Genomic DNA, 13,153 nt, shown 5'->3' on the forward strand with positions numbered 1-13,153 from the left:
GTCATGGACGCCGATGTCCTGATCGTGGGCAGTGGTGCCGGCGGGGGCACCCTCGCCCGCGCCCTGGCCGACAGTGGGTTACGCATCCTGATCCTGGAACGGGGTGACTATTTGCCCCGGGAATGGGGCAACTGGGATCCCCAAACGGTCTTCGCCAGTTTTCGCTACCATACGGACGAAGAATGGTTCGATACCGAGGCCAGTGCGCCGTTCCATCCGGTCACTGGCTACCACGTGGGGGGGAACACCAAGTTCTATGGTGCTGCCGTCCTGCGCCGTCGGCCCGGTGACTTCCAGCCCCGGCGCTACCCCGATGGCGCCACCCCGGCCTGGCCCATTGCCTATGGCGATCTGGCGCCCCACTACGCCCAAGCCGAGGACTGGTACTTTACCCACGGGCAGGCCGGGGCCGATCCCACCGAGGGGCCACGCGACGCCTATCCCTTCCCGCCCTTCCCCCACGATGCGGACATCGCCCGGGTAGAGCAGGCCTTACGGGAGCAGGGTCTACACCCTTTTCCGCTGCCGTTGGCCCTGCATCGCCTGGACAATGACCCCGCCCACAGCCCTTGCGTGCGCTGCCCTACCTGCGATGGTTTTCCGTGCATGGTCCACGCCAAGGGGGACGCGGAGCTGTGTGGGGTACGGCCAGCCCTCCAGTTACCCAACGTCCAACTGCGCTGCAATGAGCGGGTGCGGCGGATTCTACTGGCCGAGGATGGTCAGCGGGTAAGCGGGGTAGAGACCGACAGCGGTCGCTTTACCGCACGGGTAGTCGTGCTCTCTGCCGGCGCCATCAACAGTGCCGCAATCCTGCTGGCCTCCCGCAGCGAGGCCTTCCCCAATGGCCTTGCCAATCGCAGTGACCAGGTTGGACGCAACTATATGTGCCACCTCAATAGTGCCTGCATGGCCATCCAGCCCCAGCGGGAGAATCGCAGCGTCTTTCAAAAGACCCTGGCCCTGAATGACTTTTATGAGGACTCGGGTGATCCCGACTACCCCCACCCCCTGGGCCATATTCAGGGACTGGGAAAGGTGACACCAGCGCTTTTGCATGCCCAACGACCGCGCTGGCCAATCCCCATGACCGCCTGGGCGGCGAGCCACTCAGTGGACTGGTGGCTGACTACGGAAGATCTCCCCGACCCGGAAAACCGCGTGACCCTCAGTGACGAGGGGCAAATCCGCCTGCGTTGGCAGCCCAATAATCGGGAGACCCATCGCCGCCTCTGCGAGAAATGGCGCTGTATCTTGCAAGGCGCGGGCTTCCCTTTCGTGTTCTTCCAAGCCATGGACATCTCCGCCACAGCCCATCAGGTGGGCACCTGCCGCTTTGGCACCGATCCGCAGGACAGCGTCCTCGACCCCCTCTGCAAGGCCCATGACCTGGACAATCTCTACGTGGTAGACGCCAGCTTCATGCCCTCCATCAGCGCCGTCAACCCCTCCCTGACCATCATCGCCAATGCCATACGCGTAGCCGAAAGCCTCCGAGTGCAATTCGCGAGCGGGCAATGAAAACGGGAAGCACAGCGGTCTTTACGGCGGGATTCTTGCAGGGTGCCGCTTTTGTATTGATTCCCGCGCTCGGCAGCATTCTGCGTAGCCACCCTTACAACCTCAGCAACGGCACCTACGGCTTGCTGTATTTTCCAGAGATCATTGGTGCGGTCATCGCCGCCCTGGCCGCCGGGAGTATCCATAAGCGCTTGGCTGGACGTGGTCTGTTTCGGCTTGGCGTACTGAGCAATGCCATCGCCATGGGTCTCCTCGTACTCGCGTTTTTCAGTACCCAAGAATTTCTTGTTATTCTTCTCTTGGCGGAAACGTTTTTGCTTGGGATTGGCTTTGGCCTAACCAATGCCGCCATCAATCGCGCCTCGACGTTGCTCTTTGCCGGCAGTGCTACTGCCGCCGTCACTATCCTGAATGCCGTGATTGGTGGCGCGACCTCAATTTCTCCGATGTTCTTGCATTGGTCTGCTGCATGGCTCACCTGGGTGCTGTGGCCAGCGCTGCTGCTGGTGCTGTGGCTATGCACCTGGTTCTTGCCACAGGCGCAAGAACCCGACCAAGAGCGGGAATTGGGTGGCCTGCGAGCATGGAAAGTTTCCATGATCCCATTTGCCTTGGCAGTACTGATCTATGCCATTTGCGAAGGCAGCTTTGGAAGCTGGGCCAATATTCTGGTCAGTGTCGATCATCATCTCGCCAAAGCGACGGGCGCCGCTGCTCTGTCGCTATTCTGGGGCGGCATGACCATCGCCCGCCTAGCGTTTGGCTCTCTACCAGACCGCTGGCTATCCAGACGATGGACCTATCGGGTGGCGCCCATCGGAATGGCGGCCTGTTTTCTCATCATCCCGCAACTCCGCAGCGCCAGCGAATTGTTGCTTTTTTTTACCCTGGCAGGTGCGGCGTGCGGCATTTACTATCCCTATAGCATGGCCTTTGGCGTTGCAAGACATGGTGAAGAAGGTACACAAATGGCTGGTCTGATGGTCGGCGCGTTGATGGTGGGAGAGGGCATTGGCTCGACCGGGCTGGGTCCATTACAAAGCGTAGTCTCTCTCGATCAAATTTACAGCTTTTCGGCGCTGTGGGCGATTCCTCTGTTTTGGCTCGCTTGGCGAAACAGCCGATCCTGATCTTCGGATCAACATGATGCGTGCTTTCGTTGCTGCAGAAAGAGCCGGCTTTGCCATGCCGCAGTAGCGATCCAGAATACCAATGCTAGCCATCCCGCAACAGCCCCCAGTTCGTGCAAGGCAGGAAAATGTAGCAACGCAGCCGACTGCAGAGCACTCAGGGCAAAAACAGAGGTGGAGAAGGTGGGTGGCCACGCGGCTGGATTGCGAAAGCGGCACTGTAAAAGCAAAAAGCGCGCGCTCAAAAATAAAATCGGAAAGAGCAGAAGAACCGCCAATAGCTCTGTGAGAGCCATCAGCCCCAACAAAAAATGGCGCGGATCTCCGTCCAGAGCCTGCCACTGTGCCGCACGACCTAAAGCCAAGGCAGCGAAGCCCGCACAACCCATGGCAATCCACCAGGGTGCCTGCGCTACGCCACCCAAACCGAAGCGATATACCCGCCAAATAGCCCCTGCCCCAACGATCAGATACGCGACCCAACCCAGTATAGCGCCGGCACAAACCAGTAGGTTCCACGCGGATTGCGTCGAGGCAGCAACGTCGCTGGTCGTCACGCTTGCCCCGAGCATTGCCGCTGGCACGAGAAACCAAGCACCACTCAGCTTTTGCCAAGGGATGCCGAAGCGATGCAAAGAACAGAGGAATCGCGCCAAGCAAACCCCGGTCAACAGCCAGGCGAGCGCCATAAGCGCTGCCGCGAGGCTCAGCAAAACCGGAACCATTTGCTGATGCCCCAACACGGCCAAGGCAGAACCCAAGACCGCCAGTCCCAGAGGGACGGTGTGGATACCGACATGTTCCTCTGCCGGGCCAATGGCGATCCAGTTCGACCAGCCCGCACTGAATAGTTGTCGATGGCGCCAGCCACCGGCCACCGGAATGGCAACCACCAACAAACCGGCAACTGCGGCCAATATCTCCGCAAGGATCGCTAAATCATATAGCACCGCTACCGTGGCCACCCCCGCGGTCGCCATGATCACAGCATACGGCATACCCTGACGCAGCAATTGGTGATTCGCCATCGTCTATTCATAACATAGATGAGCGACGGTAGATAAAGTCCGCATGTGCTCATTCTCCGAAAATTGCCCTCGCGCCTGACTTAGACAGGCAGCCAGACGGCCTCCTGCTCCAGGGCGAGTCCTGACTGCTGCATCTGCTCCATCAGGGGCTGGAGGATCGCTGACAAGCGTGCTGCAGCCCAGCTGAAGTCATCCAATTTACGCCAATGTTCGTCAAAAACGGTGGTTGTTCGAGGTTCCCTCAAGTACCGGGTCGGGTCATCCGTCATGCGGGCATCTGGGTCTTGAAGGTGGCCGCCACCTGCGCGGCAGACTTCGCGGATATTCGCACGCGCGGTTACGCTACGCTCCAATATCTGGCCCCTTGAATGCCCTTTTTACCCCCACTGTCCTATTGAACACCTCCGGCGCGGGATTCCTGCGCCGGAACTGCGCATTCGCGGAATTCGGGTTCTCTCCCCCTCTTTTGTCCCCCTCGGACTTTGCCTACACTGAGCGATCTTTCTTTGCTCGTGGATGGTCTATGCGCGCCAGTCAATTTTTTCTTCCGACTCTCAAGGAAACGCCTGCGGAAGCGGAACTCATCAGCCATCAGCTGCTGCTGCGCGGCGGTTTCATCCGCCGTCTGGCATCGGGGCTATATACCTGGCTCCCCCTTGGCTTGCGGGTGCTGCGGCGGGTGGAGACAATTGTGCGCGAAGAAATGGAGCGCGCGGGTGCGCAGGAGATCCTGATGCCGGTGGTGCAACCGGCGGAGCTTTGGCAAGAGTCAGGGCGCTGGGAGATGTATGGTCCCGAACTACTGCGTCTGCAGGACCGCCATCAGCGTGATTTCTGCCTTGGTCCTACCCACGAGGAAGTCATCAGTGATCTGGCGCGCCGAGAAATTCGCTCCTACCGCCAGCTCCCGATCAATCTGTATCAAATTCAAACCAAATTCCGGGACGAGATCCGCCCTCGCTTTGGTCTCATGCGGGCGCGCGAATTCCTCATGAAGGATGCCTATTCGTTTCATATCGATCAGGAATCCCTGCGCGATACTTATCAGGAAATGTATGATGCCTACACCCGCGTATTTACCCGCCTGGGGCTGGAGTTTCGTGCCGTCGATGCGGACAACGGCGCCATCGGTGGCAAGGCCTCCCATGAGTTTCATGTGCTCGCGGATTCCGGCGAGGATGCCATCGTGCATTGTTCGGCCTGTTCCTATGCCGCCAACCTCGAGCTCGCCCACAGCCGTCCCGCTGATGCGGAACAGCCGGAGATGCTGCCCGCCGAGCAACGGCGCACCCCGGGCATCCACACCGTGCAAGAACAGGCAACGCTGCTGGGAATCACACCGGCGCAAGTGGTGAAGAGCCTTCTCGTCATCGCCGCAGACAAGCCTGTGCTCTTGCTGTTGCGCGGCGACGACGAGCTGAATCTGGTCAAGGCGGCGCGCGCCCTCGAGGTCGATAGCCTGCGCATGGCCAGCGCCGAGGAAGCGCATACGATCCTGGGAGTGCCCTTCGGCTTTCTGGGTCCCAAGGATCTTCCCGCCGAGTTACCCATCCTGGCTGATCAGAATGTCCTGACCTTGCGCAATTTCAGCACCGGTGCCAATACCGCCGACCTGCACTGGTTGAATCTCAACTGGGATCGCGACCTACCCCGCCCCCCAGTTGCCGACCTGCGTAACGTGCAGGCGGGCGATGCCTGCCCCCACTGCCAAGCAGGGCGCCTGGGCATTCGCCGCGGGATTGAAGTAGGACATGTCTTTCAGCTCGGGACGCGCTATAGCGAGAAGCTGGGCGTGCGCGTACTCAACGAAGAGGGAAAGGAGCAAATCGTCTTCATGGGCTGCTATGGCATCGGCGTGTCGCGCATCGTTGCCGCTGCCGTGGAGCAGAATTTCGATGAACGTGGCATCTGCTGGCCAGCTGCCATGGCTCCTTTCGACGTCGGCATCGTCGCCATCCAAGCAAAAAAATCTCCAGCCGTACTGGCGGCGGCAGAAGCAATGATGAAACAACTCGAGCAGCGGGGGCTGCAGGTTTTGCTCGACGATCGCGACGAGCGTCCCGGGGTGCAATTTGCCACCATGGATCTCATTGGCCTACCCCATCGTCTGGTCATCAGCGAAAAGACCCTGGCGCAAAATCTCTGGGAATATCGCAGACGCCGGGAAAGCGAAAATCGCCTGTTGAGTGCGGATGAAGTGCTCAACGCGTTGGCAGGAGAACGCGCATGAACTACCAAAAAATTCTTGTTGCGGTCGACTTCAGCGCGATGGCAGAGAAGGTACTGGCGCAAGCGGAGTCCGAAGCCCGCCTCCATAACGCAGAATTGACCCTCCTGCATGTCTTCGATACCCAGATCATGGACCTGCAGTTGCCAGAAGAGTTACTGCCCAGTTCTCTGGAGATGGTGCAACGCCTGCGCATCCTCGCCCAGGAGCGCCTGGAAACCTTGCAACAATCCATAGGCATACCCAGCCAAAGCGTGCTGTTGGAAAAGTCCGGGGGAATCGGTCGGCATATTTGCGCTTATGCTGCCGAGCATGAGCATGACCTCATCATCCTCGGGAGCCAGGACCAAGGAAGCATTGGCCGGCTTCTTTTGGGTTCCGTCGCGACCGCCGTCGTGCACCACGCCCATTGCCCGGTGCTGGTGGTCAAAACACCGCAAAAAATCAACTAGCGCCGGAAGGACTGTATTGCGCCGCCCAGGCGGCAATTTCCCCGACCAAGCGTTGCGCAGCCACATTCATGGCTGCGGCACCGCCCTCCGGACCAACCCGCTGGAGGGGCGCATCGCTGGCAAAATTGCGTTGGGCAAGAACGGTATAGCTTTTTGCCTCGAGCAGGGTGGCAGTACAGGAAACCTGCGCCTTACCTGCACTGGCACTGGAGTAATCGACGACAAAGTCGTGCAACCCGAGCTGCAGCAACAAGGCTGGGCGCCCCGCCTGGCTCGGCCCCAGCACGGCGCGCCAAGTACCCTGCTGGCGCAAGCGCTCACTGAGCAGCATGGCCAGCATCTGTCCCGGCGCTGCCGCCCAGCGCGCGTTGTCATAGGGGCGTACGGCCAGAGGGTTGGCATACTGCAAACGGTAGAGAAGCTGCTCGTCGCCCAGCCAACTGGGCGCCGTTACAGCTTCCAGCCGCAGCACGCCGGCTCGCGCCACCGTCGCTACGGTAGTGGGCGCCGGACGGTTCAGAGTATAGGGTTGCTGCCAAGCAGGAGCGCTAGCGCAGGCCGATAGACCCAGGGTCACGGTACCGAGGATGGCAAGGCGGAGAACAGGCTGCAGTTTCCGCAAAATCTTCATGACTTTCCTCCGGCAAAGCCCGCCTGCCCGGGTCCCGGCGGTGGTGCTTGGCGCCCATACAGCAAGGACTGTGGATTTTGTCGCAAATCCTCGCTCAATGCCCCAAGGGCCTGACTGCTCTGCAGGAGATTATGCGTCAGCGCATTCAGTTGCGGGAGAGTCTGATGGTTTAAAATGGCCACACTCTCTTGCCCCGAGTCGGCCAGTTGCTGCAACGCTGCGCTCGTGCCATTCAGGCGCTGCAGTGGCGCCTTCGCTGCGAGCGCCAAGTCATCGAGGTGGCGCACGAGAACCTGGCTGTCCTCCATGGTCGAACGGGTCGCGGCAATGGTCGCGGGCAGCTGCACCAAGGTGGGGCGCAATGCGGCCTCGAGCTCAGCCAGCTCGGCACTGGCCTGATCCAGATGCCGCAAGGTCGCAGTAAAATGTTGTCGATTCTGCTTATCGAGAAGATCGTTCATGCGCAGAGCCAGCTCATTACCCTGATTGACCAGCGATTCGCCGCTACGGGACAAAACTTGAATGAAACTTGGATGCATGGGGATATCAGGCACTGCGCCAGGCGCATGGGGAATGGGCGAGAAATCGGTACCCGCATCACTCAGCGACAGGTAACTCAGCCCAGTTACGCCCTGGGGCTCGAGCTCGGCAAAGGTCGCCTTGGTAATGGGAGTCTTCGCATTGATGCTGACCTGCACCTGCACCATGCGCGGGTTTCTCGGATCGAAACCAATCGACTTCACCTCACCCACCCGCACCCCCTTGAAACGCACTGGCGCTTGCACGGTCAGACCGGTAACACTGAAGGGTGAGACGACATTGTAAATTTTTCCTGCGGGTGTCGTGTGATGCATCCAGATCCCGGCAATTGCCAGTGCCGCGCCCAAAACGGCGACAAAGAGCAAGGCGATCAACGCATGCGCCCGACTTTCCAACTGATATCCCCCAAGGAAATTGACTTGCCGTGGTCGGCATGCCTAAATGTAACAGGTATTTTGGACGATTCCCATGCACTTCGACACCTTGCGCCAAACCATGATCGACACCCAGATTCGCACCTGGGACGTCTTTGACCCTGAAGTATTGCGCATCCTGCAAGAGCTGAGGCGGGAACAGTTTGTTCCTGCGCACCTACAGGAGCTGGCCTTCGCCGACTTTGAGGTGCCATTGGGTAACGGGGAACGGATGTGGACTCCAAAAATGGAAGCGCGGGTCCTGCAGGAACTGGAAATACAGCCCCACGACCACATCCTCGAAGTCGGCACGGGCAGCGGGTACTTCACTGCCTTGTTGGCACGCATGGGGGCAAGCGTACATACCATCGATGATCGCGATGACTTCGTTCGCGCCGCAGAGGGGCGCCTACAGATGCTCGGCATCAGCAACGTGCAATTTCATGCGGCTGATGGATCGGCTGGCTTGCCCGGCGCGTCTCCCTTCGACGTCATTGTTCTGACTGGCGCGCTACCGGAACTGCCCAAAGCCTTCCTCGAGCAGTTGAAACCCGGCGGGCGATTGCTTGCCATCCTCGGCCAATCACCGCTTACGAAAGTACGTCGCTATCAGCGCGCGCTCGATGGGACCCCGCGCAGCCTGGATCTTTTCGAGACCGACATCCCACCGCTGCGCCATGCGGTCAGTAAGAAATTTCAGTTCTGAGCATGCGGATTCGATCGGCACGCAGCCTGGTATTGGCCATCGACCTACAAGACAAGCTGCTGGCCATGCTCGACCCCGAAGGGCGGACATCACTCCTGCGCGCTTCGCATCGCTTTCTTGCCAGCGCTCGCGCACTGGACGTCCCCATTCTCCTCTCCGCCCAGTATCCTAAGGGTCTGGGTCCGGTGCATACAGAGTTCCTGGAATTTGCCACAACCCTAGAGAAAACCGAGTTTTCCTGTTACGCCAACCCCGCCATCCGTAATGCCTTACGAGCACAGGTAGAGCGCCGGCAAATTTGCCTGCTGGGCGTGGAAACACACATTTGTGTCTTACAGACGGCCCTCGATCTGCAGGCCAATGGCTGGGATGTCGTGGTTGCCATCGACGCCACGGCCAGCCGTGACCCACAGCAGAACGAATGGGGTCTCAGCCGCCTGCAGCAGGCCGGAATCATCCTGAGCAGTACCGAGTCGATCTTCTACGAATGGATGAACGATGCCGCCGACCCCCGTTTCCGCCAGCTTGCGCCTGCCTGGCGCTGACCCACGCAATGCACCTGCACTACGACATTCAGCTACGACCGGCGCAACACCTTTTCGCGGTCACCTTACGCATCGATCATCCCGATCCCGATGGACAAGTCCTAGCTCTGCCGGCCTGGGTCCCGGGTAGCTATACCATCCGCGATCTGGCGCGACACCTCGTCAGTCTCCGGGTCTCGGCTGATGGACAGCCCGTAGCGGTCGAAAAATTCCGCAAGGATCACTGGCGCGTCGCGCCCTGTCGCCACTCCATCACCATTCACTACGAGGTCTATGCCTTCGACAAGTCAGTGCGCACGGCTTACCTCGATGACAGCGGTGGATTTTTCAACGGGCCAGCCGTCTTTCTGCGGGTACTGGGGCAAGAAGAACAGAGGCAGGAGGTATGCTTCCGCGGGCCTAGCGACTGGCAACTCGCCACCAGCATGGAGCCGCTCGCTGCGAATCCCTGGGCCTGGGGAAGCTATCAGGCCCCGAACTATCGCGATCTCTGTAATCACCCGGTACTGTTCGGCCCGCTGAGTCGCGTCGATTTTCCGGCTGGAGATCTGCCCCATCACCTCGCCTTGCTTGGGCATCCGGACGCCGACTTACTCCGTCTGGGAGAGGATCTCGGCACGATCTGCAGCTATCAGCAAGAATTCTGGGGAGCGAGCCCCTTTTCGCGTTACCATTTTCTCTGCCTGGGCGGACAGAACGCCTATGGCGGCCTGGAACACGCCGCGTCTTCGGCCCTCCTCTGCAGCCGCAGTGACCTCGATGGTAGCGATGCCAAGGGCTACCGCCAGTTCCTCGGCTTGGCCAGTCATGAGTATTTTCACTCCTGGTTGGTACAGAGTATCCGTCCTGCTGCCTGGAGCGAGAGCTATTGGGAAGCCGAGATCCCCAGCCGCGATCTCTGGGTCTTTGAGGGAATCACTTCCTATTACGACAGCCTGTTGCTCTGCCGGGCCGGGCTCTGGAGCTCGGCGGAGTACCTTGAAGAACTCGGTCAGGAGATCACCCGCCTCGCCCGTCGTCCCGGAGAAGCACGCCAGAGCCTTGCCGAATCCAGTGCCGATGCCTGGACCAAGTTCTACCATCCCCATTCCGCTTCCGCCAATTTCGAGATCAGTTACTACAACAAGGGTGCACTAGCCGCCCTATGCTTGGATGTTCGCCTGCGTCAGCACGATTCGAGTCTGGATCAACTGCTGCGGACCCTCTGGCAGGAATATGGGGCAGCGCAACGTCCCTTGCCGGAGGGAAAAATTTTTTCCATTCTGCAACAAGTTCTTGGCAACGATGGTAGGCGCGAACTGGAATGCTGGATTGCCGAGCCCAAACCGTTGCCTCTGGAGGAATGCTTGCGCTTCCTCGGGGTGGAACTGCACTGGCGTGCTGCGCGCGACGAGCAGGATCGAGGGGGCACGGAGCTGACCGGTCGGCGTGCTGATCTGGGCATGAGCTGGAAAAAGGCGTCTTTGGGTGCCGAAGTCACCTTCGTGCGCGCCAGCAGCGCCGCCGAAGTCGCGGGGCTCAGCCCTGGCGACCGCCTACTGGCGATCAATGGCGAGGAAATTATCGCAGACCGCTTGCAGGCGCAGCTTGATCGCATGGCGCCGGGGATTGTCCGTCATCTGCATTTTCTGCGCGATGGCCGGCTACGGGAGTGCGACTGCCTCCCCACACCAGCGCCACAGGACACCGCCTATCTACGCATCAGCGACAACGCTGAAGCAAGCCAATGCTGCCGAACCTGGCTGACCAGCACCCCCGATCAGGCGAGGGGATAATCCCGGCGGATTCGCTCCACTGTCAGCGCCTTACCGCTTTCCATATCCACCTCAACCAACAACCCACAAAGACTGGCCACCCCGTCTACCACCGGGGCCTTGGCTGGCATGGCGTCGATGAAACGGCGTTTGGCAATCTCCCGATCCACACCAATGATCGAATCGTAACAACCGCACATGCCCGCATCGCTCTGGTACGCCATCCCCCCCGGCAGAATCCGCTCATCTGCCGTTGGGACATGAGTATGGCTACCCACCGCCACGCTCGCCCGCCCATCCAGGTGCCAGGCCAGGGCATATTTCTCGCTGGTCGCTTCGGCATGGAGATCGACCAGAATGACATCGCAGCCCTGCAGATCCGCCGCTATGGCCGTATCGGCAGCGCGAAACGGGCAGTCATAGAGGGGGTGCATGAAGAGTCGCCCCATCAGGTTGAGGACGCCCAAGCGCCAGCCCTCTTTTTCTATCACCACAGCCCCGCGCCCAGGCGTCCCCGGAGGAGCATTGTAGGGACGGAGCAAGCGGGGCTCGGTCTCGATGAAGCTGATGGCCTCCTTCTGATCCCAGACATGATTTCCTGCCGTCACGGCATCCACCCCCCAAGCCAGGAATTCATCAAGGATCTTGCGCGTGATACCAGCACCACCGGCAGCGTTCTCGCCATTGACCACTACCGCATCCACTCCGCGCTCGCCACGCAGTTGCACCAAACCCTCCTGCAAGGCCCGCCGGCCCGGCGCCCCCATCACGTCACCGGCAAAGAAAATGCTCACCTTCATCGTACAAAACTCCGCAATTCGCGCTCCGTAGCAATCCCATCCAACGGCACATCCCACGGCTCTGCCGGCAATTCTCCCAGTTCCTGGAAGGCATGGGCTACCCCAAGCAAATGCGGTCGGCGCCAATGCTGGCGGTGACGCAGCGGAACCAGACTGCGATCATAAAAACCGCCGCCCATCCCCAAGCGCTGTCCCCGCGCATCAAATGCCACCAGGGGCAAAATCAGTAGGTCGAGGTCGGTTACAGATTTCCAGTGGCAACGTGCCACATCGGGCTCGGGGATTCCCAACCGATTGTCTCGCAGAGTAACGCCCGCTCGCAGGGGGGCAAAACGCAACATCTTCGCATGTGGCCCAGCCAAGACCGGCAGAAAGAATTGCTGTCGATGCGCCCAGGGCAACTGCAGGATCGCCAGGGCACTGATTTCACCTCGCATCGGCCAATACAGACCAATGGAGCGGGCCTTATACAGTAGGGGAGACTTTCTTAATTGCCGGAGCAAGGACTGCTCCGCATGGCGCAAATCCGCTGAACTCAGCGCGGCACGACGCTGACGCATGGCACGCCGGATTTCAATTTTTGACGCTGACAAAAAAACTCCCCACTTGGGCCGTGGTACCCGCTATCCCACGAACCTGATGACCAGGTCGGAGGCTCGGGACTCGTTTCAGGCTACTCCACGAAGGAGCGGCACACCAACGAGGTAGGCCAAAGCCCCCTGGATAGACAATGTTGGTTCAGGAAATATCCCGGCACCACGAACCCCGCAGGGAGTGAGCTCAAGCTACTCTCCACCCTGTTCGATGTCAACCAGATGCTGCAGACGCGTGGCAATCCCCTCCAGAACCCGCTGCCCCTGTTGCAATTCCTCCTGACTCCGATGCAGATCCGCAGCCAGGTTCAGGGCGATCATGAGCAAGGCTCGCTCCCTCTGTACTCCCACCATTTGCCGAATCTTTGCCGTCTGCAAACGCTCCTGCAGGGTAAGCATGGCCTGCGCGAGTAAATCACGCTCCTCGGCAGAGCAGGAGATTTGATAAGATTGACCGAGAAATTCTGCCGCGATGATTTCGCGCGCATTCGCAGCACTGCCCTGACTCATGGTCGGTATCCTTCTTGTTCCCAGATGCAGATTTGCTCGAGCAGACGATCCAGGCGTTCGCGAATCTCGTGTTGCTGCTGCCGCAGGCGGAGATTTTCTGCTTCCAGGAGTTCTTTCTCGCGCCGTAGGCGACCCAGTTCGACCCACTGCGCTCCCCCTCGCGCCTGGCGACGCAAGGTATGATAATCGAGTATCATGTCTTCGATTTGGACCAGGAGAGATTCGACCCGAGATTCCCGCACGCGTACCCCCGGCTGCAGTGTGAAAACGAGTGTACGAAGGGAGCTAGGCATTTGCAAATCG

14 protein-coding genes and 1 other RNA gene are annotated in these 13,153 nt (G+C 59.8%); 7 read left to right on the forward strand and 8 right to left on the reverse strand.

The window, feature by feature from the left end; genetic code table 11:
* Positions 1-3: 3 nt before the first annotated feature.
* Together M5D89_RS13330 and M5D89_RS13335 are read left to right on the forward strand one after the other, a co-directional pair.
* Positions 4-1,521, forward strand: coding sequence for a GMC family oxidoreductase (locus M5D89_RS13330; RefSeq protein ID WP_248886282.1), 1,518 nt, complete (start codon positions 4-6; stop codon positions 1,519-1,521).
* Positions 1,518-2,651: an MFS transporter gene (locus tag M5D89_RS13335; protein WP_248886283.1), complete on the forward strand. Its 1,134-nt coding sequence runs from the start codon at positions 1,518-1,520 to the stop codon at positions 2,649-2,651. Before M5D89_RS13330 ends, M5D89_RS13335 begins: the two co-directional genes overlap by 4 nt.
* Positions 2,652-2,659: 8 nt before the next feature.
* Here the strand turns inward: M5D89_RS13335 and M5D89_RS13340 are convergent, their stop codons facing one another.
* Positions 2,660-3,679: an SLAC1 family transporter gene (locus M5D89_RS13340; RefSeq protein WP_248886284.1), complete on the reverse strand. Its 1,020-nt coding sequence runs from the start codon at positions 3,677-3,679 to the stop codon at positions 2,660-2,662.
* Between the two features lie 523 nt (positions 3,680-4,202).
* Between M5D89_RS13340 and M5D89_RS13345 the strand changes: the two genes are divergently transcribed.
* Positions 4,203-5,909 carry a proline--tRNA ligase gene (locus M5D89_RS13345; protein ID WP_248886285.1) on the forward strand — a complete coding sequence of 569 codons (1,707 nt, stop codon included), beginning with the start codon at positions 4,203-4,205 and terminating at the stop codon, positions 5,907-5,909.
* Positions 5,906-6,358 carry a universal stress protein gene (locus M5D89_RS13350; protein ID WP_248886286.1) on the forward strand — a complete coding sequence of 151 codons (453 nt, stop codon included), beginning with the start codon at positions 5,906-5,908 and terminating at the stop codon, positions 6,356-6,358. Before M5D89_RS13345 ends, M5D89_RS13350 begins: the two co-directional genes overlap by 4 nt.
* Here M5D89_RS13350 and M5D89_RS13355 read toward each other — a convergent pair.
* On the reverse strand, positions 6,351-6,989 hold the full coding sequence (locus M5D89_RS13355; protein ID WP_248886287.1) for an ABC-type transport auxiliary lipoprotein family protein: 639 nt from the start codon (positions 6,987-6,989) through the stop codon (positions 6,351-6,353). The genes M5D89_RS13350 and M5D89_RS13355 overlap by 8 nt on opposite strands.
* Complete coding sequence (locus M5D89_RS13360) at positions 6,986-7,924, reverse strand: MlaD family protein (protein ID WP_248886288.1); 939 nt, start codon at positions 7,922-7,924, stop codon at positions 6,986-6,988. The genes M5D89_RS13355 and M5D89_RS13360 overlap by 4 nt, the downstream gene beginning before the upstream one ends.
* 73 nt (positions 7,925-7,997) lie before the next feature.
* On the opposite strand from M5D89_RS13360, the gene M5D89_RS13365 reads away from it, so the two are divergent.
* Genes M5D89_RS13365 through M5D89_RS13375 form a run of 3 tightly spaced genes read left to right on the forward strand, consistent with a single transcriptional unit; the run spans position 7,998 to position 10,968 of the window.
* Complete coding sequence (locus M5D89_RS13365; RefSeq protein WP_248886289.1) at positions 7,998-8,648, forward strand: protein-L-isoaspartate O-methyltransferase family protein; 651 nt, start codon at positions 7,998-8,000, stop codon at positions 8,646-8,648.
* Between the two features lie 2 nt (positions 8,649-8,650).
* Positions 8,651-9,193: an isochorismatase family protein gene (locus M5D89_RS13370; protein ID WP_248886290.1), complete on the forward strand. Its 543-nt coding sequence runs from the start codon at positions 8,651-8,653 to the stop codon at positions 9,191-9,193.
* On the forward strand, positions 9,136-10,968 hold the full coding sequence (locus tag M5D89_RS13375) for a M61 family metallopeptidase (protein WP_248886291.1): 1,833 nt from the start codon (positions 9,136-9,138) through the stop codon (positions 10,966-10,968). Before M5D89_RS13370 ends, M5D89_RS13375 begins: the two co-directional genes overlap by 58 nt.
* Here M5D89_RS13375 and M5D89_RS13380 read toward each other — a convergent pair.
* The 5 genes from M5D89_RS13380 to M5D89_RS13400 form a co-directional block, all read right to left on the reverse strand.
* Entirely contained in the window at positions 10,953-11,747 is a 795-nt protein-coding gene (locus tag M5D89_RS13380) for a TIGR00282 family metallophosphoesterase (RefSeq protein ID WP_248886292.1), read from the reverse strand. The genes M5D89_RS13375 and M5D89_RS13380 overlap by 16 nt on opposite strands.
* Positions 11,744-12,340 (reverse strand): 5-formyltetrahydrofolate cyclo-ligase, encoded by a 597-nt coding sequence (locus M5D89_RS13385; RefSeq protein ID WP_248886293.1) that lies wholly within the window; start codon positions 12,338-12,340, stop codon positions 11,744-11,746. The genes M5D89_RS13380 and M5D89_RS13385 overlap by 4 nt, the downstream gene beginning before the upstream one ends.
* A 2-nt stretch (positions 12,341-12,342) precedes the next feature.
* Positions 12,343-12,524: non-coding RNA, 6S RNA (gene ssrS / locus M5D89_RS13390), on the reverse strand.
* 8 nt (positions 12,525-12,532) lie between these two features.
* The gene (locus tag M5D89_RS13395) at positions 12,533-12,850 is read right to left on the reverse strand and encodes a cell division protein ZapA (RefSeq protein WP_248886294.1); all 318 of its coding nucleotides are present in this window, start codon (positions 12,848-12,850) and stop codon (positions 12,533-12,535) included.
* Complete coding sequence (locus M5D89_RS13400; RefSeq protein ID WP_248886295.1) at positions 12,847-13,092, reverse strand: hypothetical protein; 246 nt, start codon at positions 13,090-13,092, stop codon at positions 12,847-12,849. Before M5D89_RS13400 ends, M5D89_RS13395 begins: the two co-directional genes overlap by 4 nt.
* Positions 13,093-13,153 lie beyond the last annotated feature (61 nt).

The sequence above is a fragment of the Acidithiobacillus acidisediminis genome (genome assembly GCF_023277115.1).
Taxonomy (GTDB): domain Bacteria; phylum Pseudomonadota; class Gammaproteobacteria; order Acidithiobacillales; family Acidithiobacillaceae; genus Igneacidithiobacillus; species Igneacidithiobacillus acidisediminis.

Coding starts and splice junctions, on each gene's coding strand:
- M5D89_RS13330 (WP_248886282.1), top strand. CDS start 4: ATGGACGCCGATGTCCTGATCGTGGGCAGTGGTGCCGGCGGGGGCACC.
- M5D89_RS13335 (WP_248886283.1), top strand. CDS start 1,518: ATGAAAACGGGAAGCACAGCGGTCTTTACGGCGGGATTCTTGCAGGGT.
- M5D89_RS13340 (WP_248886284.1), bottom strand. CDS start 3,679: ATGGCGAATCACCAATTGCTGCGTCAGGGTATGCCGTATGCTGTGATC.
- M5D89_RS13345 (WP_248886285.1), top strand. CDS start 4,203: ATGCGCGCCAGTCAATTTTTTCTTCCGACTCTCAAGGAAACGCCTGCG.
- M5D89_RS13350 (WP_248886286.1), top strand. CDS start 5,906: ATGAACTACCAAAAAATTCTTGTTGCGGTCGACTTCAGCGCGATGGCA.
- M5D89_RS13355 (WP_248886287.1), bottom strand. CDS start 6,989: ATGAAGATTTTGCGGAAACTGCAGCCTGTTCTCCGCCTTGCCATCCTC.
- M5D89_RS13365 (WP_248886289.1), top strand. CDS start 7,998: ATGCACTTCGACACCTTGCGCCAAACCATGATCGACACCCAGATTCGC.
- M5D89_RS13370 (WP_248886290.1), top strand. CDS start 8,651: ATGCGGATTCGATCGGCACGCAGCCTGGTATTGGCCATCGACCTACAA.
- M5D89_RS13375 (WP_248886291.1), top strand. CDS start 9,136: ATGGATGAACGATGCCGCCGACCCCCGTTTCCGCCAGCTTGCGCCTGC.
- M5D89_RS13380 (WP_248886292.1), bottom strand. CDS start 11,747: ATGAAGGTGAGCATTTTCTTTGCCGGTGACGTGATGGGGGCGCCGGGC.
- M5D89_RS13395 (WP_248886294.1), bottom strand. CDS start 12,850: ATGAGTCAGGGCAGTGCTGCGAATGCGCGCGAAATCATCGCGGCAGAA.